Source organism: Vibrio sp. OY15 (genome assembly GCF_000742455.1).
GTDB lineage: Bacteria > Pseudomonadota > Gammaproteobacteria > Enterobacterales > Vibrionaceae > Vibrio > Vibrio alginolyticus.
Map to the genome: position 1 here is coordinate 73,343 of NZ_JPIL01000014.1, position 25,267 is coordinate 98,609.

At 43.0% G+C, this 25,267-nt stretch carries 19 protein-coding genes; 8 read left to right on the forward strand and 11 right to left on the reverse strand.

Annotated elements, in window-relative coordinates; all coding sequences use genetic code 11:
* Positions 1-38 precede the first annotated feature (38 nt).
* The gene (locus IJ23_RS17985; protein ID WP_033906976.1) at positions 39-1,082 is read left to right on the forward strand and encodes a polysaccharide lyase family 7 protein; all 1,044 of its coding nucleotides are present in this window, start codon (positions 39-41) and stop codon (positions 1,080-1,082) included.
* Positions 1,083-1,310: 228 nt separating this feature from the next.
* On the opposite strand, the gene IJ23_RS17990 is transcribed toward IJ23_RS17985, so the two are convergent.
* A complete protein-coding gene (locus IJ23_RS17990; RefSeq protein ID WP_033906977.1) occupies positions 1,311-3,056 on the reverse strand; it encodes a hypothetical protein in 1,746 nt (581 codons plus the stop codon).
* A 570-nt stretch (positions 3,057-3,626) separates the two neighbouring features.
* Here IJ23_RS17990 and IJ23_RS17995 point away from each other — a divergent pair.
* Together IJ23_RS17995 and IJ23_RS18000 are read left to right on the forward strand one after the other, a co-directional pair.
* The gene (locus tag IJ23_RS17995; protein WP_017634227.1) at positions 3,627-4,400 is read left to right on the forward strand and encodes an oligogalacturonate-specific porin KdgM family protein; all 774 of its coding nucleotides are present in this window, start codon (positions 3,627-3,629) and stop codon (positions 4,398-4,400) included.
* Between the two features lie 76 nt (positions 4,401-4,476).
* Positions 4,477-6,042: a polysaccharide lyase family 7 protein gene (locus IJ23_RS18000; protein ID WP_017821221.1), complete on the forward strand. Its 1,566-nt coding sequence runs from the start codon at positions 4,477-4,479 to the stop codon at positions 6,040-6,042.
* 469 nt (positions 6,043-6,511) lie between these two features.
* Here the strand turns inward: IJ23_RS18000 and IJ23_RS18005 are convergent, their stop codons facing one another.
* The 3 genes from IJ23_RS18005 to IJ23_RS18015 all read right to left on the reverse strand — a co-directional run bounded on the left by IJ23_RS18005 (position 6,512) and on the right by IJ23_RS18015 (position 12,934).
* Positions 6,512-8,263, reverse strand: coding sequence for a polysaccharide lyase family 7 protein (locus tag IJ23_RS18005; RefSeq protein WP_033906978.1), 1,752 nt, complete (start codon positions 8,261-8,263; stop codon positions 6,512-6,514).
* A 322-nt stretch (positions 8,264-8,585) separates the two neighbouring features.
* On the reverse strand, positions 8,586-10,766 hold the full coding sequence (locus IJ23_RS18010; RefSeq protein ID WP_033906979.1) for a heparinase II/III domain-containing protein: 2,181 nt from the start codon (positions 10,764-10,766) through the stop codon (positions 8,586-8,588).
* A 2-nt stretch (positions 10,767-10,768) separates the two neighbouring features.
* Positions 10,769-12,934: a heparinase II/III domain-containing protein gene (locus IJ23_RS18015; RefSeq protein ID WP_033906980.1), complete on the reverse strand. Its 2,166-nt coding sequence runs from the start codon at positions 12,932-12,934 to the stop codon at positions 10,769-10,771.
* 421 nt (positions 12,935-13,355) lie between these two features.
* Here IJ23_RS18015 and IJ23_RS18020 point away from each other — a divergent pair, with 421 nt between their 5' ends.
* From IJ23_RS18020 to IJ23_RS18035, 4 genes are all read left to right on the forward strand, one after another.
* Complete coding sequence (locus tag IJ23_RS18020; RefSeq protein WP_005450851.1) at positions 13,356-13,691, forward strand: cupin domain-containing protein; 336 nt, start codon at positions 13,356-13,358, stop codon at positions 13,689-13,691.
* Between the two features lie 34 nt (positions 13,692-13,725).
* Positions 13,726-14,658, forward strand: coding sequence for a sugar kinase (locus IJ23_RS18025; protein WP_005437155.1), 933 nt, complete (start codon positions 13,726-13,728; stop codon positions 14,656-14,658).
* 78 nt (positions 14,659-14,736) lie between these two features.
* Entirely contained in the window at positions 14,737-15,360 is a 624-nt protein-coding gene (locus IJ23_RS18030; protein WP_033906982.1) for a bifunctional 4-hydroxy-2-oxoglutarate aldolase/2-dehydro-3-deoxy-phosphogluconate aldolase, read from the forward strand.
* 451 nt (positions 15,361-15,811) lie between these two features.
* Positions 15,812-17,569 (forward strand): sodium:solute symporter family protein, encoded by a 1,758-nt coding sequence (locus tag IJ23_RS18035; RefSeq protein ID WP_033906983.1) that lies wholly within the window; start codon positions 15,812-15,814, stop codon positions 17,567-17,569.
* A gap of 483 nt (positions 17,570-18,052) precedes the next feature.
* Here the strand turns inward: IJ23_RS18035 and IJ23_RS18040 are convergent, their stop codons facing one another.
* The 4 genes from IJ23_RS18040 to IJ23_RS18055 form a co-directional block, all read right to left on the reverse strand.
* Positions 18,053-18,949 carry an NAD(P)-dependent oxidoreductase gene (locus tag IJ23_RS18040; protein ID WP_309304222.1) on the reverse strand — a complete coding sequence of 299 codons (897 nt, stop codon included), beginning with the start codon at positions 18,947-18,949 and terminating at the stop codon, positions 18,053-18,055.
* Between the two features lie 417 nt (positions 18,950-19,366).
* The gene (locus IJ23_RS18045; protein ID WP_033906984.1) at positions 19,367-20,122 is read right to left on the reverse strand and encodes an SDR family NAD(P)-dependent oxidoreductase; all 756 of its coding nucleotides are present in this window, start codon (positions 20,120-20,122) and stop codon (positions 19,367-19,369) included.
* A 607-nt stretch (positions 20,123-20,729) separates the two neighbouring features.
* A complete protein-coding gene (locus IJ23_RS18050) occupies positions 20,730-21,203 on the reverse strand; it encodes a copper chaperone PCu(A)C (RefSeq protein ID WP_033906985.1) in 474 nt (157 codons plus the stop codon).
* Between the two features lie 93 nt (positions 21,204-21,296).
* Positions 21,297-21,758, reverse strand: a complete 462-nt coding sequence (locus tag IJ23_RS18055) for a hypothetical protein (RefSeq protein WP_005375842.1) — start codon at positions 21,756-21,758, stop codon at positions 21,297-21,299.
* A gap of 439 nt (positions 21,759-22,197) precedes the next feature.
* Here IJ23_RS18055 and IJ23_RS18060 point away from each other — a divergent pair, with 439 nt between their 5' ends.
* Positions 22,198-23,247 (forward strand): hypothetical protein, encoded by a 1,050-nt coding sequence (locus tag IJ23_RS18060; RefSeq protein WP_017634220.1) that lies wholly within the window; start codon positions 22,198-22,200, stop codon positions 23,245-23,247.
* A 476-nt stretch (positions 23,248-23,723) separates the two neighbouring features.
* Here the strand turns inward: IJ23_RS18060 and IJ23_RS18065 are convergent, their stop codons facing one another.
* The 3 genes from IJ23_RS18065 to IJ23_RS18075 form a co-directional block, all read right to left on the reverse strand.
* The gene (locus tag IJ23_RS18065; RefSeq protein WP_033906986.1) at positions 23,724-24,002 is read right to left on the reverse strand and encodes a hypothetical protein; all 279 of its coding nucleotides are present in this window, start codon (positions 24,000-24,002) and stop codon (positions 23,724-23,726) included.
* A 3-nt stretch (positions 24,003-24,005) separates the two neighbouring features.
* Positions 24,006-24,587 carry a hypothetical protein gene (locus IJ23_RS18070; RefSeq protein WP_235213040.1) on the reverse strand — a complete coding sequence of 194 codons (582 nt, stop codon included), beginning with the start codon at positions 24,585-24,587 and terminating at the stop codon, positions 24,006-24,008.
* Positions 24,588-24,896: 309 nt separating this feature from the next.
* Positions 24,897-25,193, reverse strand: coding sequence for a hypothetical protein (locus IJ23_RS18075; RefSeq protein ID WP_033906987.1), 297 nt, complete (start codon positions 25,191-25,193; stop codon positions 24,897-24,899).
* Between the last annotated feature and the right edge of the window lie 74 nt (positions 25,194-25,267).

Consider the following 25,267-nt stretch of genomic DNA (forward strand, 5'->3'; position numbering starts at 1 on the left):
TATATGTATGACAATATTACATATAATAAGGTTTAAACATGAAACTCAATCTACTCGTAGCCGCAATGGCTGTTACCTTACCAACTCTTGCTATCGCTTCTGATTTAAATAATGGCGTTGATTATCCAGTCCCTGCCGATAAATTTGATATGCGAAACTGGAAGATCACTATTCCTTCCGATATCAATGAAGACGGAAAAGTGGACGAAATCGAGGGTGTGGCGATGCTGAGTTATTCACACAAAGACTTCTTCTTCTTGAACGAAGAAGGCAACTTGGTATTTGAAGTGCAGAATAAAGCGGTAACGACAAAAAACTCAAAGAATGCACGCTCTGAACTACGTGAAATGCCTCGTGGCGCTGACTTTTCTATTCAAACCGATGATTTAGCAAACCATTGGGCTTTATCGAGCCACCCTCAGGCTGCTAAACACAGTCGCGTAGGTGGAACGTTGGAAGCGACCTTGAAAGTGAACCATGTTTCTGAACACGCCAAATTTCCAGAAAAAGGGCCTGCTCATTCTGTTGTTGTCGGTCAAATCCACGCGAAAAAAATTGATGCAAGAATAAAAGAGGGTAAAGGTTATGGACATGGAAATGAACCCATTAAAATCTTCTATAAAAAATTCCCAGAACACAAAATGGGCTCTGTATTTTGGAACTACGAGCGTAACCTAGCGAAGGAAGATCCAAATCGTATTGATATTGCATATCCAGTATGGGGAAATACTTGGGATAACCTTGAAGAACCAGGCCAAGCAGGTATCGCTCTTGGTGAAGAGTTCAGCTACAAGATAGAAGTTCAAGGAACTATGATGAACTTGACGTTTGAAACAGAACGCCACGAGACAGTGACTTATTCCATAGATCTCAGTAAGGGGATTGATAGTAAGGACTTTGAGCATGGCTACGCAGAAGACATGTTCTATTTTAAAGCAGGAGCTTATGGTCAATGTAGCGTCAGTGAGTCTCACCCTGTGTGGGGTACAGGATGTGCGGGCACCGGTGATTTTACAGTCGACAAGAAAAACGGTGACTATAACAGCGTGACATTTTCTAAGCTCAAGCTAAATCAAAATTGAAACTAATAGAAAACTAAGAGCTACTCGATTTCTACTTAAGCCTCATCGATTTGATGAGGCTTTTGTTTTCAGTGGAATTCTTTAAAAGGTAAGAAACAAGATAGAGCAAGCAATCACTGGGACTGGCTTGAATTTAGAGTATTGTGTTGAATTTTGTTCTTCTGAAGAGGTAAAAAAATAAAGCCAGGCTCGAAAGCCTGGCCTAGTATCAAGTGCTACAAAATAACACTAGAGTTGCTTTGAATCGATGTTATCGAAATATGCTTTTGTTGAAGCACCACTTGTGTCCCCTACGTAAATAGTTAGCTGTGATGGTGTATTCGTTGCGTCTAAGCCTGTTTCGGACTGGCTTGGCGCATCAACCGTTTTTCCATTAATAGAAACGTTAATCTCATCACCATCCCAAGCTAGGGACATTGAGTTCCAAGCGTCAGTCGTAATAGTGCCTATTTCTACGTCATCTGATCCTGCTTCGGCTTCAACTTTACCACTGCCCGAAATTCTCAATTCGTAGTAACGATCTGAGTTGTTTTTACCTGAGCCAACATTAATGTATGTAGTTTTTTCGTTGTCTGACGGAATGTAAACATCGAATGACACGCTACCGTTTGATGTTGCTCCGTTTGAAAACTCGCGCGTAACGTATGGTTTGTTGGTCGTATCTGTGTCGGATATTAGCAGAGAGTTAGCGCCGCTCTTTGATACGTCATCACTTACTACAGCCACGGACGTCAAGGTGGAGGAGTCATCAGCAACCGTATTGTATTCTTTCCAACTAGAGTTTGCTGAACTGATATTTGTTCCTACTGGGTATGAGTCAAAGTTTTCACTCACGTCTTCTGACGGTTTATCAGGATTAGAACTTCCGTCTGAAATGACAACCGCTTCGCTTGATGCACTGTTGTAAATTGTCGCGAGGTCTAAGCCTGGAATGTAGTTGTCAAAATCCTCTTCTAGAACCAACACTTCAGAGCCAGAATCACTAGAGTAAATCTTCAAGTTGTCTGCATTTAATTCAAAGTTTGTAGTGTTGCCATTATCACCTAGTCTCAGTGATACATAGGTTACAGCGGTGCCATCAGCGACAGGTAACATTTCACCTATTTGTTTACCGTTAACCGAAAAAGAGAAGAAGTTTTCTATCCAACTGACTTCTATCGCGAGGTTTTCACCTAACTCAAACGTGTCGCCTGTTTCCGTCAAGTTTCCACTTGCATCGCGGTATTTGATTTTGCCGTTTTCAAATGCCACTTCGCCATGCAAGTTGGAATTCGAGGTTTTTGCTGCATAAAATGAGATGTAAGCATTGTCACCAGAACCGTCGGCTTCCTGTTCTGTTTCTTCATGATGCTGGTAAGTTAGATCTACAGTTAGTCGGCCTGTTGAAATTTCTGAAACACTCGTTGAATCAGACAGCTTGATTCGTAACTCACCGGTGTCTTCTTCTGTTCCACCTTTATTGGTATCCAAAATTTGTACGACGTTGTTATCGCCAGCGTCATTATTTGCCGCTGCAACTGCATCTTTCACCGCATCGTTTTCTGATTCATCGTTACCGGTGAAGTTTCCGTCATTTGTTCCTGAGATGGTTAACATGCCGTTTGAAACTTCATAAGTCCCTGTTAACTCGGTAGGGTTACCTAGATCGCTCTCGTCATAAAGGTTGAATGTAAGCGTCTCTGTATCTTTATCTTCGGTATAAGTTGAAGTGTAGATTGTGTAAGTACCGAAGTTATCATCATCGTTATAATACTTTTGCGTACCGTCTTCAAAGACATAGACGTTTGGCAGGTCGTGCTCATCATCGGATTTCGCCACAGTGGCTGGTGTTGAAATATCCCACATACCTTGGCTCAACTCAGACTCAGTTTCTGTTGGTGGGGGAGCCGATGGTGCATCCCTTAAATCAGTGTTACATCCGGTTAACAAACCTGTGGAAATAGCAATTGCTGCTGCAATTTTTGTTACTTGCATGGTAGGTACTCACTTCTATGTGTTTTTATTTATGTAATATTGTTAGACAAATAATTTCTGTCATCTAGATGGTTTTATCAATAGAATGATCCGACTCACACTAGATACAATGATTGCTCACTGAAGTGATGAATAAGTCACACAAAATAGTTGAATATCAACATCAATAAGAGCTGAACCTTTATGAGGTTGACAGCTTTCTTTATAGAGGAACAGCAAAAACTAAAGGTGATTTAGGAAAGAAATTTGATTTTACATCAAGATTTTTGATTTTAAGCCATTGAAATTATTGTTGTTTATATTTTTTTAATCTTCTTCTTTATCATATGAAACGAGTTAAAACATTTCTCTGTAAGTGATGTCTACAAAGGTCGTTTTAGAATCAGACATAGCTAACACTTTTGAATATATAATAATACAAATTGTCAGTTGAGGGGCACTTACATGATTAATATCACAGAACTCTCATGATGAATTAACTAGTATTTGTCATACATTAATTCAATAGTGTTGAATCAAATCCAGGGATTTAAGTGGTATCCCAAAAAATATATACAGAGAGATATAATCATGAAAGCAGTTACAACAATGTCCCTATTCGTTGCTTCCACATTAATGGCGGGAGCGGTTTCCGCAGCAACTTTAGACTATCGCGCAGAATATAAGCATGAGAGTGAAACTTATGCCCAACGTATCAAAATTAGTGGTAGTTCTAAAATTAACGATCAGACCAAACTGAACTTTGGTGTAGAACAAAAATTCCATAGTTACGACAACTCGCATTTTTGGGATCAACTCGTTGCTGGTGATTCTGAGTTTGATTGGGGAGTTCGCTACCAAATAAATAAACAATGGTTTATCCAACCAGGGATGCCTATTACTTTTGGTGATGATGACGAAAAAACCACTTATAAACCACAAGTTCGTGTTGGTTACAAATCCTCTTTTGGCTTAAGTACCGCTTTACGTTACCGACACGAATTTCAAGTTTATTCAGATGGTGCAGGTAACAAAACACTAACGGATGGTACTTCGGTAAGCGTTGCTGGGAAAACAGTTGAACAAGGTAAGTGGACACTGACAGGCTCTTACGATATGCGTCAGTTTGATAACGAGTACCTTGATAACGTCAAGCTGAGCTATGAGATCAACTACAACAAAAACTATGACGAAGTGCGTTTATCTGATTGGAAAGATTCTGAGTGGGATGCTGGCTTAATTGTTGGTTACCAAATGGGAGATTTCCGTCCTTACTTTGAATTGTGGAATGTCAAAGGTAAGGATGGTTCAACCACGGATGACCGCCAATTGAGAACACGCCTTGGCCTTAAATACAGCTTTTAACCCGAGTGTTATTGCCTAATTGTTGTTACAGCAAAAGAGCTGTTAATTCATTTTTATATTGTAGGTGTTAGATTACATGAAGCATATTTTCTTCAAAAGCTTGTTAGCTTCTTCTATTTTACTTGCTGTGGGCTGTAATAGTACGGCGACCATGGTAGATCCATTTCCAAACAACCAAGAAACTGGTGCTGATATTCTGACTCCCGTTACGATAACGGCGAGTAGTCATGATGGTAATGTTCCAGAGCAGTTGTTTGACCAAGATATTATGACACGTTGGTCAGCAAATGGTGATGGTGAGTGGGCGATGTTGGATTACGGCTCGGTTTATGAGTTCGACGCAATTCAAGCCTCGTTCAGCAAAGGTAACGAACGCGTCAGCAAATTTGATGTTCAGTTTAGTACTGATGGTGAAAACTGGGTGACGGTTATTGAGGGTGCGCAAAGCTCTGGTCGCGCACTTGGCTTAGAGCGCTTCCAGTTTGAGCCTGCAGTAAAAGCACGCTATGTTCGTTACGTTGGCCACGGTAATAGCAAAAACCAATGGAACTCAGTTACTGAGTTAGCGGCAGTTAATTGCGGAATTAATGCCTGTCCGGCAAGTCACATCATTACTGATGACGTCGTTAACGCTGAAGCGGCTATGATTGCGCAAATGAAAGCGGAGCAAAAGGCACAAAAGGATTTACTCAAAAAGAATCGTAAAGGCGACTTTGGAGCACCAATCGTCCGTCCTTGTGAAACGACTGTGACGTGTGATCTTTCTAAAGCGATGCCTTACCCTACGTTACCGAAAGAGCCACTCGCTACAAATGCTCCGGGTGAAAACTTTGACTTAACACGTTGGAAACTGACGACACCTTTCGACCATGACAAAGATGGTCGTGCTGATGATATTGATGAGTGGGACTTGGCTAACGGCTTCCAACACTCTGATATATTCTACACAGCAGATGATGGCGGAATGGTATTCAAGAGCTATGTGAAAGGCGCTCGAACTTCTGAAAACACTAAATACGCGCGAACTGAGTTACGTACCATGCTTCGTGCTGGTGATAAGTCTTACAGCACAAAAGGTGTAAATCCTAATAACTGGGTATTCAGTTCTGCACCAGTTGAAGATCAAAAAGAAGCGGGTGGTGTAGACGGTACGCTTGAAGCTACTCTGAAGATTGACCATGCAACCACAACTGGTCAGTCGCATGAAGTTGGCCGCTTTATTATCGGCCAGATTCATGACAAAGATGATGAGCCAATTCGTCTTTATTATCGTAAGCTACCAGACCAACCAACAGGTACAGTTTACTTTGCTCACGAAAAAACCAAAACTGGAACAGAGGATTACTACAGCTTAGTGGGTGATATGACTGGTGAAATCGGTGACGATGGCATCGCGCTAGGTGAAAAATTCAGCTACATCATTGATGTGAAAGGCAACACAATGACAGTTACGGTAAAACGTGATGGTAAAGATGATGTTGTTCAAGTCGTAGATATGAGTGACAGTGGCTATGACGAAGGTGGCAGATATATGTACTTTAAAGCCGGTGTCTATAACCAGAATATGTACGGTAATCCAGATGATTACGCACAAGCTACTTTCTATAAATTAAAACAATCTTTTGGTAAGTACCAAGGCTAGTTCTATCACTTATAGTTGATTGAAGTCCTTTGCCCTCAGCTTTGTAGCTGAGGGCTTTTTTCTATAGAAGAATAAAACAGCTCAAATATTATTTTAATTGACATAGATAAATTAATTTAAAAATTTATCACTATAGATAGGTAATAATTATTGATTGCTTTTATCTTCTGACAATGTTTATTTTTAAGTGCGAATGTATATTAGAGTAGTTTAATTGGTTAAATTTAAAATAACTCTGCGTTAGGGTAGATAAATATCTCATGAAACTATAGAAGCTGTTTTTAAGCTGCCTAAGTGGAGGTTGATTTATATATTTATCGTAGAAGGAAACACTATGCGTGAAGCGAGTTGAATTGTGGTGTTCTAAAAGAAGAGGCCACGAGAAAATAAATTTCCCGTGGCGGCAGTATGAGCTTTGTTCGTTGCTTTAGAGCAAAGTAGCAAGCCTATTGCTAAGAGATTGAAATGACTATTGATGAAGAGTGCTCAAAGCACTAAAGCTCACATCAAAGATTTCTCCTCGATATGCATTATCAGGTTTAAACTGAGGGTAAATTCCGGCTTTGAAGTAAAACGCAATATCAGGCGACGCCCATCTTTCAGTCAGAGTATAGGACTTGTTGTTAGCGGTGTCTGAGTATGCTTCTCCCCACTTCAGTGTGTGCGAGACCATATTACTGCCATCTGCATCGTAGGTGGCTAAAAACAGTCCTTCCTTATCGGCACGGATCGTATATTGCCAGTCTTCGTTTACCGCGTAGGTACCAAGCTTAACGCTGAATGCGTTGCAATCAGTACAGTCTTTGTTGTTATCAAGTTTGTAGTTATCGTTCAGAATAACTCGGACTGGCTTATTGTCACCTTCCCAAAGTAGCTTCACGAGTGCTTGGCTGATTTTCCAACCATGTATCTGGCCTACCACGACTTTTGGTAATTGACCGTCGATTTTAGGGTATTCGTTAATTCTTAGTGTTGCGTTTAGCGTATGCGAAGTTGCGCCGGTACGACTATCTTCAATATACCAACTTGTCTCTTCATCGCTGGTGCTGCAATCCGGGGAGTTAGTACTGATGTAGAGCTCTCGCAATTCTGAACGGATGTAACTGGAGTTGGCCGTTGACGTGCCGTAACCCATATCGGCGCGGAAATGCATGCTACCGTCAATAACATTGAAGTATGATAAATCAATCTCGCGTTGGTAAACGCTCTCTTCGTTAGACAGAAGATCTTTACTTGAATTACAACGCTCAGGCTCTAATTCAGCCGCGCTGTCACCGCCAAAACCATACCAATCATTTTTGCTTGCAGGAATGGTTAATTTCCAATCGTCAATATTCCAGGCTATTGAATCAGTATGGTCAGTTTTGGTTAGTCCTAACTGCTTAAATTGTACCTTTGCTTCACCGTTTTCAAACTGGTTGTAAACTCCGGCTTTAAAGTAGCTCAGGAGGTGCTGCCAGTAGGATACATCTACATTTACCTTTTGTTCATCGTTCACTTTAATGGTTAATGTGTTTTCTCCGATTTTTACTTCGAATCGCGTGAATGCGTTGAGATCGGCTTTTCCTAAGTCATAACGATCATATGATGTTGCATAACAATCTGATGCGCTAGAAGGTAGACTGCAATCTATGGCATTGTTCTTTACTACCGCCCAGTAATGACCAGTGATACTGTTTCGTTCTTGTTCCCAAACGATTCGTAACAAAGGGTGTGGGATAGCACCTGTACCAGAAGTATCTGTGCCTTTGTTATGAATTTGCAGGAAAGTGACTTCATCATGGTTTGCAGGGGAGCTAGCCATTGCAAGGTTAATCTCTGGTAATCGAACATCTGCATACAAAGTTCTAGAGACGCCTTGTTCTGAAATGTTGAAGTTTTCTCGCTCACGAACTTCTGAGCGCATTTTGTAGTTCGACATTTTAAAGACAAGGTAATTGGAATCCTTTTCTGCGTAAAAGTGGTCACTCTTATAATCCGAGAATGCTCCATTTTTGACGTCACTGGTTTTATTTCCCTCCTTCCCATCGGGATCTGATACTTGTAAATCTGAATTTCTCAATATGTTTTGAAATTTTGCTATTGAGTATGGTGCTACATGCGCTTGGTGCGGAATATTTGGTTTATCATCTTGGCTTGTAGTGGCGGTATTTCCTCCACAACCTATTAATCCAAGCCCAGAGAAGCTTATTAGAAGCAATTTAGTTGATTTTATAAACACAGTAGTAAGCCTCTTACACTATTTAATATTTGTAATACAATATCATTTTAGTGTTGTTGGGGAGTAGTTTAGTCATAAGTTAAATAGTAAAAGTGTTAATTAAATCTCAGAAGAGTTCTATATCTATAAGTGGTGTCTTTGATAAGGCGTAAGGTTAAGTTATGTCTGTTTTTCCTAAGAGTTATTAACGGTTTTACTATGATTAAACGCTAATTGATAAGTTCATCTAGAGTCATGTAAACAATCAAAAAAAGCCGGACATGACGTCCGGCTTTGAATTAGTTCCCGATTTTTACATTAATTTTTAGTGACTAACTAAAGATTAAATTTGTGCGAATGCGCCTTTCCAAGTGTAAGTCACACCGTCGAACTCAACGCGATGTGCCGCGTTCTGTTTGTCTTCGTCTAGGTTGCAGATAGCGAAGTGGTAAGCGTTGCCTGTGGTTGTTTGCAGACGAATCACGGTACCCACTTCGTTGTTGCCAACGATGGTTACTGACTCTACTAGGCCACGAGCGCCAACCGATGCTTCGATAGACTCGTTGAAGTAACCGTGCGTTTCTAACACAGAGGCAAACACGTGGTTCTGACCAGATTGACGTAGGATCAGTGCTGGTTCGCTCTTCAAGTTGAAGTCTGGATCATTTGCGCCTGTGCGAGTGAAGAACACTTTGCCACCGCTCGTTGCGCTTGTGATTAGTGAGTAGTAGCTGTTGTCGTGCAACCAGCTTACAAGCGAGCTGCCTTCAACTTGGCCTGAACCCACATTCCATAGATGCTGGTAGCCGTTGTCTTCGCCCATTGGACGCAACGTGCTTTCGACATCGTATTCAAAATCCGTACGAATGATTTGACCAGAGTAGTGCACTGGCAGGTCGTATTGGTGCTCTTGATCTGCTTCGATGCGGTAAACATCAATCACAAGTGGTTTTTCGAATTCTGGCAACTCAGCAAGAATGATGCTGCGCTGCATGTCTACGCCGTTGTAGTAACCAGAAATACGACCGCTCATGCCTTGCAGTTTTTCGTCATCAGCTTTGAAGAAGTGCTTAGAACCGAACTTGGTTTCTGCTAGCGCTGTGTCGAAGTTGTTTTGCGTCTTTTGGTCAACCGTTACTGTGTTGTGCGCGACGGTCTGCTTACAGTAAGACTTGTTCTCTGGAATGTAACGACCGCCAAACTTAGGCTCAACGTTTACCCAGCGACCAAAGCCGTAATCGTGCAGCACTTCATGACCGCGGTTAAACACGCTCAGGTGCAGACCATCGTAGTGACCGTGGTCTAGCGCTGAGTGGTATTGGTGATCGCTGCCGTGTTGACCAAACCAGATAAGCGCCATTGTATCTGCGGTATTGGGGTCGTCGTCTTGTTCGTCACGGTGACGAAGAATGCTTACGCCGCCTTTTTCGCCTTCTGGACCGTCTGTTACGAATAGGCTACCCCAGTTGAATGGTTTGATGTTATCTGCAGCTGCAACTGCGTCAGACAATGTTTTGCCTGAGATATGAACCCAAACGTCTTGCTGGTGGTCTGCCATGCCAACTAGCGTTTCAGATTGCTCGTAACGGTGGAAACATACTGACGTTGCCATGATTACGCCTTCATCGTTAATCGAAATCGTCTTCGATGAATCGTTCAATGCTGGCAAAGTACCATCTGGGAATGCCGTCTTAAATACCGCGTAAGACGTGGTCTTGATGACCGAGTCGTTGAACTCGTAAATACCAAGCTCAGGCTGACGACGTTCAATCGCTTCTGCGAATAGGTAGATTGGACGCAGCGAGAAACGGTGGTAGTAAGGACCTTCCATGTAGTAGCCATCTGGCGAGAACAGTTGGTCTAGCTGAGCTAGGAAGCCGCCGCTCACTTTGTCCAGTTTCAAGCCGTAAAGCGCTTTGTCTACTGCACCTTGATCGTTGATTGCGTAACCACAGATACCTACTGCTGCTACCGCCCACAGACCGTGGTTGTGTACGATGTCGAAGTCGTGACCGTAAGTGACTACGAACAGCTCAATCATTTGTTTGAACAGGTCGTTTTCAATCAGTGTTTTTTGCTCTTCTTCCAACGTGTGGTAAATGCAGCTGTACGCACAAGAGGCGTATAGCATCCACATGTTCTCGTTCAGAGTTTGGTGGAAGATCTTACCCGGAGGGTTAGAGTCACGGCTGGTGTTGCTCTCTAGCGTCGGGTATACCTTCGCGTAAGCCGTTAGCATGTCCACGATGTAATCGCGGTACTTCTGTTCGCCAGTGATAAGGAATAGGCGACCCGCTAGATCAATGTGGATGTAGTTTTGCTTGTGACGGTTGTGCTCGTAACCGCCGCCTTCGCCGTGACCTGGAACTTCAATACCGACCTCAGCCATGTAAGCGTCAGTTTGTTTGATGTCACGTGCTAGTGCATTTCCTAATAGGCTATCCGTGCCAAGTGCTTTGCTTAGTTCTGCCGCTTCTTCAAAGTTCATTAATAGCGGTTGGTAAGACTGGGTTTGGTAGCTCATTATTATTTCTCCTGCCCGAATGCGTTCACTTCTAGAGAGTAGAAGCCATTCCAGCTGTAGGTTTTACCGTTCATTTCTACTTGGTGTGGGGTTTGGTCGTCAGCGCCTAGCACATTGCTGATCATCACAGTAACCAGTGATTTTTCAGTCATGATTTCTACGATGCTGCCAACGGCGTTGTAACCCACGACGCGGATATCTTTCACCTGACCACGTGCATTCACCGACTGCTCAAACTCTTCGTTGAAGTAGCCGTGTGTTTCTAGCACAGAAGCAAATAGCGTCGATTCGCCCTTGCTGCGTAGAATGAATGCTGGTTCGCTACGTAGGTTAAAGCTCGGGTCATTGGCGCCAGTGCGAGTGAAGATAACTTCATTGTCACCGTTTTGTTTCGCGCTGCTGCTTGTGCCTAACCAAGTGTAGTAGGTGTTGTTTTGTAGCCAGCTAACCAACGCCGTATCTTGCACTTTGCCGCTTGCTACTTTCCAAAGGTGTTGATAACCGAAATCATCGCCAAGCGTGCTCAGTTCACCAAAGCTTTGGTAATCAAAGTTAGTACGTACGATTTGACCATCGTATTGATGAGAGTAGTCGTACTGATGTTCGCCTTCACCTTCGATGCGGTAAAGGTCTAGAAGTAGCGGTGCTTCAAGCTCATCGAGGTTAAGCATGAACACACTGCGCTGCATGTCTGTATTCGGGTAATGGTCGTTCGCAAACGCACTCATACCGTTGATTTCAGTGCCTTCTACTTTGAAGAAGTGAGGCAAACCGTGCACTGAATCAGCGCGGTCTACATCGAAACCATTCTGACATTGCTCATCAATCGTTACCGCGTTATGCGCGATAGTTTGACGTGCGTAGGATTTGTTTTCGTCTACGTAACGACCGCCGAATTTAGGCTCAACGTTTACCCAGCGACAGAAGCCGTATTCACGCAGCACTTCTTGACCACGGTTGAAGAAGGTAATGCCAAGCGTATCGAAGTTACCATGTCCCATGCCGTGTTGACCGTAGTTCATCACAAGCTGTGACACATCACCGGTTTTATCCTGCATACGGATAAAGCCTTGTGCACCGTTGTTACCAGTTGGACCTTCGTTAAGTTCCACGCTCGGCCAGAAAGGCATGCCGATTTCACGGTCTGCGATGGCTTTATCATAGGCTTGAGAAAGCTCAAGACCACAAGGGTGCATCCAAACTGCGTTTTGAATCTTCGCCATGCCTAGGATGTTGTCATCCATACCGTAGTGTTTGCTGTAAACGCTCACCGCAACTTGAACACCCATATCTGTAATGCTCATGGTACGAGATGCGTCGTTTAGGGCAGGGAACTCACCATTCGGGTAAGCCGTTGCCAGCATCGCTTGTACTGTGTTGCCAATCACTTTGTCTTTGTAGTTGTAGATGTCTACTTCAGGCATATGACGGTGTACTACTTCTGCAAATACACAAGTTGGACGAATCGCATAACGATGGTAGTAAGGGCCTTCCATGTAGTAACCAGAAGGGGCGAACAGTTGTGAGATTTGCGCTAGGAAGCCACCGGTATCATCACGGTCTTGACCGTATACCGACATCTCTAGATATTCAGGTTTACCAATAGCTAGACCACAAATACCAACAGCCGCAACTGCCCAGATACCGTGGTTGTGAATACGGTCGAAATCGTGCGCGTATTTTACTGTGAACATGTCTAGCATTGGTTCGAAAATGCGCTCAACAACGGCTGTGCGCTCTTCTTCCGTCATCACTGATGCCACGCAAGAGTAAGCAAGGCTAGTAAACATTAACCAACAGTGTTCATTAAGGATCTGGTGGAAAAGACGACCTGTTGGGTTAGTGTTTTTCTGTACGTGGAAATCAAAAGTGAGGTACTTCTCTGCGTAAATAGCGAGAAGATCTTTAACGAACTGCGCGTACTTTTCTTCTTGAGTGATCAAGAACAAACGACCCGCTAAGTTCATGTAGGTATAGTTTTGTTTGTGGCGGTTGTGCTCGTAGCCACCTGCTTCGCCGTGACCTGGTACGTCTAGAGGCAGACGCATGAAGGCTTCAAGTTCCTTGCGATTCGCTTCAATGGACTTGCCCATTAAGCTCGGCTTTCCGACTTCCTTTCTTAGTAGTTCGACTTCTGCTTCAGTCAACAAAATCGGTTGTGTAGTCATTTCTTTACCACCCTCAGATGAAGTGTGTTGTTTTCTTAAACTTTCTATAAAGTAATACAATATTAAGTTTGGGTGTAGTTTTTGTGGCAAAAAGGGAGAGTGAAATCACGCGAATTTAGCTAACTTATTGATTTGTATTGTTGTGGCAATCCTTGTTGTGGCTGATGTTTCGGCGTTATCAATCGTTAAGTGGAATGCTTTAACGAGCACCGTTTGATGAATATCACATATTTTTAGATATATTGTATGACAATTAAAATAGATCGGATATGCTAGTTACCAATTCGACAGCAGACCCTTTCGCTTCGCGTTTCACTTTTATCAATACGACGCTTTTTTAAGAGAACCTTTTAATAAAAGCATGGTTAAGAATGAAGTGCCGTAGGGTTCGCTTTAATAGAGACTTTTTAGGAGTATGACGATGAATTCTTTCTTTGTATTAGATGAGAACCCGTGGGAAGAGCTAGGCGGCGGTATCAAACGTAAAATTGTTGCTTACACAGATGACCTAATGGCGGTTCACCTATGTTTCGACAAAGGGGCGATTGGTGCTCCACATACTCACGAAATCCATGATCAAATTGGTTACGTAGTACGTGGCAGCTTTGAAGCAGAAATCGAAGGCGAGAAGAAAGTCCTAAAAGAAGGCGATGCATACTTTGCTCGTAAGCACATGATGCACGGTGCGGTTGCACTAGAGCAAGACAGCATTCTTCTAGACATCTTCAACCCAGCTCGTGAAGACTTCTTAAAATAATCTATAGCGCAACCTCAGTTGCTAAGGTGACAACATGAAATCATTAAACATCGCGGTCATTGGCGAATGTATGGTTGAGCTACAGAAAAAGGAAGGTCAGCTAAAGCAGTCATTCGGTGGTGATACGTTGAATACCGCACTGTATTTATCTCGTTTGACCAAAGCTCACGATATCAAAACCAGCTATGTAACGGCTCTGGGTAACGATCCTTTTAGCCAAGAAATGCTATCAGCATGGCAGGAAGAGGGCATCGATACTAGCCTCGTTCTTTCCGTTAAAGAAAAGCAACCAGGTATCTACTACATCGAAACCGATGAAACTGGCGAACGTTACTTCCACTACTGGCGTAACGAAGCGGCCGCTAAGTTCCTATTCGAACAAAATGAGTCTCCGCTATTAGTCGACAAACTTTACTCGTACGATGCGGTTTACTTGAGCGGTATTACATTAGCGATCCTTACTGAAGAAGGTAAGACGCAACTGTTTGGCTTCCTTGAGCGCTTCAAGGCACAAGGTGGTAAGGTTATTTTCGATAACAACTACCGTCCTAAATTGTGGGAAAGCCGCGAGAATGCCATGTCTTGGTACCTTAAGATCCTTAAGCACACAGATATTGCACTGCTCACATTTGAAGATGAGCAAATGCTTTACGGTGACGAGCATCTAGAACAGTGCATCGAGAGAACCTCTGCCCTGGGTGTGGATGAAATCATCATCAAACGTGGTAGCAAAGATTGCTTGGTTGTGGCGAATGGCGAAGCGCAATACGTGGCGCCAAACAAAGTCGACAACGTGATTGATACAACAGCGGCTGGTGATTCTTTCAGTGCGGGCTTCTTGGCGAAGCGTTTGACTGGCGGTAATGCAGCTGAATCGGCTTACTCTGGCCACTGTATGGCTGGCGCGGTAATTCAACATAAAGGTGCCATCATTCCACGTGAAGTGATGCCAGATCTTCCTTTGTAATTCTTTTGCGGAGCGTTGAGTAATCGGCGCTCCGCAGTGATTTATTGAACTCAAGTTAATGACGACGAGTACACTCTTATGACGACATTAAACGAACAATTAGCAAACCTAAAAGTAATTCCTGTTATTGCCATCAACAAAGCAGAAGATGCGATCCCTCTGGGTCGCACCTTGGTTGAAAACGGTATGCCTTGCGCAGAGATCACGTTCCGCACAGAGTGTGCTGCAGAAGCGATTCGTGCTATGCGCGCTGAGTTCCCAGAAATGCTGATCGGTGCAGGTACGATCCTAACTAACGAGCAAGTAGACCAAGCGATCGAAGCTGGTGTGGACTTTATCGTAAGCCCAGGTTTTAACCCTCGCACGGTTCAATACTGCCTAGACAAAGGCGTGGCTATCGTACCTGGCGTAAACAACCCAAGCCTAGTTGAGCAAGCGATGGAAATGGGTCTGCGTACACTTAAGTTCTTCCCTGCTGAGCCATCTGGCGGTGTTGGTATGCTTAAAGCACTAACGGCGGTTTACCCAGTGAAATTCATGCCAACAGGTGGCGTGAGCCTAGGTAACGTAGACGAGTACTTGTCTATCCCTTCAGTACTGGCATGTGGCGGTACTTGGATGGTGCCAACAAAACTTATCGATGAAGGTAACTGGGATGAACTGGGTACACTGGTTCGCGACGCAGTAGCTCACGTAGCATAAGTGTCGTAACACCCCGATAAAACTAGCGAATAGAATATAAAGCGAGCCTCAGGGCTCGCTTTTTTGTGTTTGAAAGTTTGAAAGAGGCGAGAGTTAAAAATCGCATTCATATAAATCCTACTTTCTATCCAATTTTTTCGAAACATCTCATTACGTTTCCTTCAAAGAAATGCCGCGCATTTTTGATCTTCAGACAAAGCGCGAAGAAGAAAAATATTCCATACTCTAATAAATTTCAATTAGACAATTTGTATTACAATATGTTGAGGTGTTCTGAGTGGCAATTATCTCCTAGAAAGCCATTGGTCTAAGAAAGTAAGGGATTTGACGTGTTTTTTTCGTTGAATAACTTATGCTTCAGATCACAATTAAAGCTTATTGTAGTACAAATGGGGTTGTGAGAAGAGTAGTCTAGACGTTAGAAAATGATCAAACTTGAAAGGCTGAAAAAATGACTATTGATACTCTTGTTGTTCTTGCCTACTTCTTCTTCTTAGTTGCAATTGGTTGGATGTTCCGTAAGTTCACTACCTCAACCAGTGACTACTTCCGAGGGGGCGGTAAGATGTTATGGTGGATGGTAGGTGCTACCGCCTTCATGACGCAATTTTCAGCATGGACGTTTACAGGTGCCGCAGGACGCGCGTTCAACGACGGTTTCGTTGTTGTAATCCTATTCTTAGCCAACGCATTTGGCTACTTTATGAACTACCTCTATTTTGCTCCAAAGTTCCGCCAACTACGTGTAGTGACGGCGATTGAAGCAATTCGTCAACGTTTTGGTAAGACTTCAGAGCAGTTCTTCACTTGGGCTGGTATGCCAGACAGCTTGATCTCGGCCGGTATTTGGTTGAATGGTCTTGCGATTTTCGTGGCAGCGGTCTTCAACATTCCTATGGAAGCGACCATCATCGTTACGGGCTTAGTGCTAATGCTAATGGCGGTAACAGGCGGCTCTTGGGCGGTTGTTGCATCTGACTTTATGCAGATGCTGGTTATCATGGCAGTGACGATCACTTGTGCGGTGGCGGCATACTTCCATGGTGGCGGTATTGGCAACATCGTGTCGAACTTCCACGGCGACTTCATGCTGGGTAACAACCTGAACTACTTCAGTATCTTTATCCTTTGGGTTGTCTTCATCTTTGTTAAACAGTTCGGTGTCATGAACAACAGCATCAACGCTTACCGCTACTTATGTGCAAAAGACAGTGAAAACGCACGTAAAGCTGCAGGTCTTGCATGTGTGCTGATGATTGTTGGTCCTATCATCTGGTTCCTACCACCTTGGTACGTTGCGGCATTTATGCCTGATTTCGCAGAGCAATACGGCTCAGTAGGTGGTGATGCAGCATACCTAGCATTCGTACAAAACGTAATGCCAGCAGGTATGGTGGGTCTTCTGATGTCAGCAATGTTTGCGGCGACCATGTCTTCAATGGACTCTGGTCTTAACCGTAACGCGGGCATCTTTGTGATGAACTTCTACAGCCCGATTGTGCGTCCACAAGCGTCGCAAAAAGAACTGGTTATCGTGAGTAAAGCAACGACTATCGTGATGGGCTTCATCATCATTGGTATCGGTCTATTCATTAACTCACTACGTCACTTGAGCCTGTTCGATATCGTACTGAACGTCGGTGCATTAATTGGCTTCCCAATGCTGATTCCTATACTACTTGGTATGTGGATTCGTAAGACGCCGGATTGGGCTGGTTGGGCAACACTGGTTGTTGGTGGCTTTGTTTCTTACATCTTCGGTATCTCACTACAAGCAGAAGATGTAGAGCGCCTATTCGGTCTAGAGCAAGCGTTTACAGGACGTGAGTGGGCAGATCTGAAAGTTGGCTTGAGCTTAGCGGCACACGTTATCTTCACCGGTGGTTTCTTCTTGCTGACAACGCGCTTCTACAAAGGTCTATCACCTGAACGTGAGAAAGAAGTGGACCAATTGTTCGAGAACTGGAATACGCCACTTGTGGCTGACAGCGAAGAGCAGCAGAACCTAGATACAAAACAGCGCGGCATGCTTGGTAAGCTTATCAGCGTAGCGGGCTTCGGTATCCTAGCTATGGCTCTAATTCCAAATGAACCATCTGGTCGACTACTGTTTATCTTGTGTGGTGCGATTGTTCTCTCGGTGGGTGTTCTATTGGTGAACGCAGCCCGAGGGCCTAAAAGCCCAAAGTTAGCTAACGCGAAAAACTAACCAAAGTTAAAGACTCTCAATGAAAAATCCCGCGGTGTTAAAGCCGTGGGATTTTTTGATCAAGCTGACTGAGAAAGCGTGGCGCATCGTTTGTTGTTATTCGTTGTATTGGGGAACTCCCAATAAGGTGCGACTATATTCACATTAGAGTCGTCAGCCTAAAGCGAAAAAGCAATCTAACTTTCTTTGCATGCCGTGTTTACACTTTACACCCCAAACCTGATGCTTTGTCTATTTAAATAAATATGTGTGCCTTCTTAGCAAAGAAAAAGCATTAAATCAGACGTAGCTTTAATGAGGCGTACGCCAGAAATAGGAGAGAGGTTTTGAAGTGTGAGTGGAAAATATATAAGAGAATTGGAAGAGGCTGCCCTGCAAAACTTTAAAGGAGTGGCTAGGGTATCAAGGAGTGATGAGCGTTTGGGAAAAACAAAAAAGCCCAGCTACATTGGTTGCTGGGCTTATAGTTGCAACTGAGTGTGACTAAGCTTCTAGCTCTGCAAAGTAGTCGAAGATGACTGGAACGTCATTTTGACCAAGGCCTTTATCAACTGCTGCTTGTAGACTCTTAGAAGTGCCCTCTGCAATCAGGGAAGTTGTACCAAGCTCTTCGCATAGAGCAAGGAAGTAACCGAGGTCTTTGTTTGCGTTTGCAACAGAGAAGCCTAGTTTTTCTTCGCCATCTACGGCGTAAAACTTACAGAATTGCATAAATGGTGAGTTTGATGGTCCTGCAGACATGATGTCGAATAATTGTTGACCATCAACACCAGCACGTTTAGCAACAGCAAATGCCTGAGACATGGTTGCTACGGTTGTCATACCCATAAAGTTATTCACAAGCTTAGTTACGTGACCAGAGCCTAGTGCGCCAAGGTAAAATACGTTTTCACCTTGATCGTCCAGTACTGGCTTAACCTTATTGAATGTTTCGACGTCGCCTGCGGCCATGATGTTTAGTAAACCATCTTTTGCGTGGGCAGGTGTACGACCTAGAGGCGCATCAATCATACCAGCCCCTTTCTTAGCGAGGTCAGCGCCAATCTTCTTCGTTGAAGCTGGAATAGATGTACCGAAGTCGATGAGTGTTTTACCTTCTGACATGCCAGCTAGAACACCAGTGTCTCCGTAAACAATTTTTTCGACAACTTCAGATGTTGTTAGGCACAGCATCACGATATCACTTTTCTCTGCTAGCTCTTTACCTGAAGAAGCTTCAGAAGCGTTTCCACGAGCTAGTACTGCGTCAACAGCATCTTTATTGAGGTCCATTACAGCAACTTCGTAACCACGTTTCTGTAGGTTTTCAACCATGTTTCCGCCCATCAAGCCTAGGCCGATGAAACCAATGATAGGTTTAGTCATTTTAACTCCAAAAATACTATTGTATGATTATATTGCTTGTTGATAATCATAATGACTATTGTGGCTTTTGCAATTGAAAATTATGAGCATAGCGGGCTTGGGATGGATTTTTTCTAAAAGTGAGATGTAAGTAAGGTTTGTGAGGGTTTTATTCATCAGTGTATATAAGAAAAGCGGATTCATCACGCTTCCATTTTTATCGTGAACAAAGCCTTTAGGAGGCTTAAATAACGTAAAAAATAAAATTTATTGTAATACAAGTGGTTTTGTTTCAGCTAGAGGAATACTGTCCATACCAAAAAATGGGTGAAACGTTACAAATGGGGTGAAAGGCGAGGTGGTATAAGGATAAGCCGCAGTACAAACATACTGCGGCCGTTATCAAATCAGTACTAAAGCGTACTTACTGATAGGTAAAAAGACTTATTGGTACTAAATGCCTAAAGCTTGACCACCACCAATTTGCAGTGTTTCTGCGGTAATGAATGATGCATCTTTACTTACCAGAAAAGAGATAGCAGAGGCGACTTCCTCTGGCTTGCCTAGGCGTCCAAGCATAATACTGTCTGCCCAAGAAGCAAATACTTCAGGCTTGGTTGCTTTGATTTGAGCATGGAATGGTGTATCGATAGTGCCAGGAGATACTGCATTGACTCGAATTCCAGCCGGAGCTAACTCTTTAGCTAAAGCGCGAGTTAATGTATGAACGGCGGCTTTTGATGTACCGTAAATACCTGCACCTGGACCACCTGCATTCCAAGCAGCGTTTGAAGTGAAGTTGATAATTGATGCGTTATCAGACTTTTTTAGAAATGGAATCGCTGCGCGTGATACGAAGAATGCACTATCGAGGTTTAAAGCCATGACTTTACGGAAAAAAGCAGTTTCCATACCTTCAATAGGACTACGACCACCAAGACCACCTGCGTTATTAACGACAACATCGATTTTGCCGTATTTTTCACCAATAGCATTGATGTTTTCATCGACGGCATGTTCATCTGTAACGTCAAAACCGTAGTATTCAGCCTCAATTCCTGCGTTATGTAGTTTGGAGACACACTCCGAACCTTTTTCATCTTCAATGCCGTTTAGAATGACCGTGTATCCATCCTGACCAAGACGCTTTGCCACTTGGAAGCCGATACCGCCAGTAGCACCAGAAATAAATGCAATTTTAGTAGACATAATGGTGTTCTCTCATGTTTGTAGAGTTGGAAAGGATTTTTTATTTAACATAGGGTGTTATTGTAATACAAATTAGTTTAATAAACAGAGAAACACCAACAATGAGAAGTCGATCACGTACTTTCTTTAGATGCTGACTCATCCAGTGGCATATATCGACTTTTACGGTCGTGCATGATTTGTATCTAGTCAGGATAATCGGGATATATAAACAATTGAGCTTATAGCTGCGGGCTTAGCTCGTTGGGCCGAGGTTTGTTGCAAGTAGAAAGAAAGCCGATTAACCGTGGGTCTTTGTTGCCAAACTTATGATTTCATTTAGGCTTGCCAAGTGATGGTTGGATAACTTTGTCGAGAGGTTGAGTTTTAAGCGGGTAGGGAACCTTTTTAGGATCTTAAGTCTTTCAAGGTCATTCTGAATAGCGAGGAACGAGCGTGATTTAGAATCTCTTGCCCGAGCACGCTGTTATGATATATGACGCCGTTTCGCCAAGCGTTATTTATCACCATTATTCTGAAGAGTCGAGTTAGGACCTATTGGATAATGATTTTGACTAAGCTGAGATAAAAATGCCCGCTAAATCAGCGGGCATTTTTGTTTACGTCATTAATGGTGCATGTGTTTTTCCATGTGACCTTGTTTTTCAACCGCCATTTCTACTTCCACTTTACCCGCGTTTTTGAATGTTAACGTCATAGGGAAGCGGTCGCCTTCTTTGAGCGCTTGTGTTGGATTGAAAATCATTAAATGGAAGCTGCCTGGCTTAAACAACACTGAGTCATTGGCTGGAACGCGCACTTCGTCAATCTTAATCATTTTCATCACACCATCTTCTTTCTCATGCGTGTGAATTTCGACATGCCCTGCGATTGGGCTTTCTGCTGCGATCAATGCATCTTCACTGTCACCGTGGTTGGTTAATTGAAAAAAACCACCGATAACAGGTGCGTTTGGTGGCGCTTCGCGGCTCCATGGATGGTCGATATGAATTTTTCCTGCTTCATAATCGTGCGCTAAACTCAGTGGGCTAGCGATGACAGCAATAAGCGCGATAGCGGCGGTTTTAAATGATTTAAGCATGTGTTTTTCCTTTTGAATGAATAGCTTCTCTGAATGGACAACAAACAGAGTCATCGTTATTTTTGAATAAAGTTGTCAATGATTAGATGCCTGTTAGGCAGGAAAAACACTCGGCGGAGAGTGCTTAGGCGCGATGTGTTTGTAAACGAACTTATCGCATTTTGAAAAATGATAAGTCGTCAGTGCATACTTTACTCGGCGCAGCCAATGGATGGTTGTCAGGTAAAGCCCAATCGCAACCAGAAGAAAGAATTGAACAGCTTGAAGAAGCGGACATTCAAACTGAAAGCCGTCGTGTAAGTTAAGATCTTGGATGAGCTTAGAAGAAGATTGAGCGTTAGCCTCAATCAACGTATTGATATCCACCCATTTGAAACCATCTGCGGTACACAGTAAAACCTTTTCACTTTGGACTTTGTTGAGCCAAGTTGTGCTGTGAACTTGTGTAGGATTAAGAGCGGCTGTGGACGCTAAATACAACTGAAACAACACCGCGATAATAACCGCAATAGCGTGCAAGCGATGGTGTTTGTGCTGTATTAGAGTGTTTTCCATACAATTGAGTGCTTATCTTCTTCGGCGCGGGATACTAACAAATTAACCAAACAATGTAATTATCAGTTTACTAAAAGGTGATGCAAGTGTGCATTATTTGTTTTGTTGCCTATTTTTAACGCTTTAATGTCTTGATTCGGCTGACATTCACAACCTCCAATTCAACTTGTCAGTCTTGCTTAGTCGCTTCTGAAGATACCGAATTAATCTCTCTTATATGTCACTGAAGCTTCGGTTAGTGGGTGTCGTGGTGGTGTTTTTACGTGCTAGATTTGGCTGATATCGATTCAAAATGCACACCGAATCTTCACTTGTTTTCCATTAACGGAATTATGACAGTAATTTAATAAAGGATACGGTATTCTGCGCTCCTTTGTACATGCCAGAAACGTCCGTCCTACTTAGTCGGAGGGGCGATTAATCTTAAGAAATTTCTCAAATGAAATACGAACAACAGATTGGATATCGATACCCTAAAGGTCGATTTGCCATGGTGAGTGTATATGCATTCACCGGTGCTGCGATTTTAGCATCGACTATTTTTTCTCTATTGCTATTTTTGTCTATCGACGAAAACCCGATGATGCAAACCTTATTTGGTGGTTTAGCGATCATTTTTGAAGCGGGTAAATTTTACGCTTGGTATGAATACGGTGAGCGCCGAGCCCATCGCAACTACACAGGAGCAGCAACCGCTCTCGTGTTTTATTTAGTTTTAGCTGCGATTTCCATTGGCGGTAGTATTGGTGGGATTAATAGTGCAACCAATAGTGCACAAAGTCATATTTCGGTAGAGCAGGCGAAAGTGGAAGCGTTTAATCGTCAGATTGCGGCAATCGATAAGCAGATTGAGCTCAACAATATGGCAGCGCAGAAATACATCGAGATGGAGCGTATCGCGACTGGTGTAACTCGCATTCAGGATCAAAACAAAACCTTACGTGAAGAGCAGCAACGCTTGGCTATGGAGCGTGATAGTTTACCGCCGGTGACGCAAGGCTCAGTGATTGGTTTGATTGATAGCCTAGCCAACGCATTTGGTACTACCTCTCAACAAGCTCAGCTTGGCTTGGTTGTATTTCTTTCGATTCTTTTGGACTTCTTTGCTGCATTTTTTGTTGGCTTGATTGGTGAAGAGCAACGGTTCCGATATTTCTATCGCAGAAATGAGGGCATGATATTGAAAACAGTTCGCGATATAGATCCAGCGCCTGCGGGTTATCTTCCTCATATAAAAGAGGAAGAAGAGCAAGAAATACCAGCTGCGCCGGAGCCAGAAGAACCAAAGGAACCGAAAACCTTGTTAGAGCAAGTTAGCGATGCACTTAAAACGCATCAAATTACGTGCACCAAAAAAGCCGTTGCTAAACAGTTTAGGCTGTCTGCGGAAGAGGTAGACAAGGTATTTGAAGAATTGGCAGAGCTCGGTTTAGTGGGGAAAAAAGCCAACCACCATTATCATTGGATAGGTGAAGCAGAGACTGCATAATTGGTTATCTATTAAAGTTCGGAAAGAGCGTCAATCGGCGCTCTTTTTTGTATTAGCTACCCATGAACTCGTTTCTATTTGTTAAATAAACTATGAGCAATTGGTCATACAAACTACAACTTCATTTGGATGTAAGTTGAGGCTAGATTTGAGATGTCCGAGACAGCTAGATATTCACGAGCAAGGTATATGTGTTTCAATACAGAAATAATTTTCTATCATGGTACAGCGAATAATTCCGACGTCTCAATGGAGGGTATGAACTATGTGCATTCAGACGTCCAAGAGCTCTAATTCCCCGAGTCAAAAGGTTCTCTTTCCTTCATTAAAGAAGTCATGATAGCGGTCTCGTGCTCGAGGGTGAACGTGAGAAGACATTCGAGTCGACCTTACTCGCCAGATCAGTTATTAATACACCAACAATAAAATAGGCACCAATTTGATGCCTTTGTTGATAGCTGTACAACCCGATACCACTAATCTCTTTCTGACTTAAAACGATACTGTTCCGACAAGCAGACCAGAAGGCCAACTAAAGCTGAGACTAAAACTACACACACTTGGTAGCTGGTTTTCTCTACATTAAGATCGTTCAAAATCTCGATAGTCGCAATCATAGGGAGCGTTACCGTGATCAACAAGCTTAATAAGCGAGAAACCCTAGATTTCTTTCCATGTCGCTTGGTATAGAAGTAATGCGCGTAATCCGAGTACATGATAAACAAGGAAACCAAAAGACCCAGTATCCAAAACATAGCTTACAAATCCTCTATTCTAAGCATATTACGTCGTAACAACTCTTTCTTTGCAGCTAGCGCATCTGCCTCGTTAAAGCCTTTGAGTACAGTAGTGAGAATAACAGCTACAAAAAATGCTCTCGCGCCAGCTTGTTGTGCAGTTAATGAGAGGCTGAGGTTTTTGAAAGTCTCTTCAGCGATGTGCACTGAAGCCATTTCTTTAATCAATGCAGCCCCTTGAACTTTTGATAGTGCGTATATAACAGCTGCCATAAAGCCGACCTCAAGTTTAATATCGATGGTGATAAACCATGTAGAAAGGAAATTTGCAACTGCCTTATGAGTATTAAAATACTGGCGCAGCTCACCATCTGACAGGCTCCAAGGGTTCCACATTGGCTTAGCAATACTTTGCGCTACCAGCATTTGAATCTTACCGAAAAATTTCGAACTCCCTAAAGCCTGTACCTGCTCAAGGACTTTTCTTTGGTCGAGTCTATTGAGCTGTCGATACAAAATGACACCTGTGATTATAGGCAAAACCTTTTCTCTGTTGTTTCTGATGAAGTTCAAATCGGCATCTAAGCCAGTCAGTACCGCCAATTGAACTACAGTTCGGTTTTTAGAGTCTGTTCACTATAACCTCTAACCATCGTTAAACCGATATAGTATGTGTACAATATAGGCAAGCAATCTGTATGCAATGCATTGCGCATTTAGTTAGACTCAAAGTCTCAAAGTTAGGAGAAACTATTACTAATTTTTGAACTTGTGTAGTAAAAACAGTGTGTGGTCAAATGCAGTTTTTGGAATATGAAAAAACCAAGATTAGACGTGTGCTTCAAACAACAGGTAAATAGCCACTTGATTCTAGGAACATGTTTTTACGCTCAAACATCTATGATGTAGGTGTTAATCTTTATTGAGCTTTTTGGTTACGTCTTTCACCGTTTTCTTCTCTTTTTCCGGTGTCATTGCATCAACAGCTTTACCCGCCATCCCTTCATCTGGCAATTTGTCTTTTCCTGCATCAACTGCGGTATCTTTCAGTGCCTCTTTAGGCGTACAGCGACCACCAACACCAACCACGGCTTTTGTCGCAGCGGCTTTAGCTGCCTTTTCTGCATCGCAGTCAGGATCCATAACGCTAGCTAAGCTCGTGGCTGAACCAAAAAACAAGACTAACAAAATGAGGTTGCGTTTTTTCATAGTTGTCACCAATTTTGTGGAACATAGGTAAAGTGTAACGGAGAGAAAAGGCTTTGGCTGAGAATTTGTTGGTT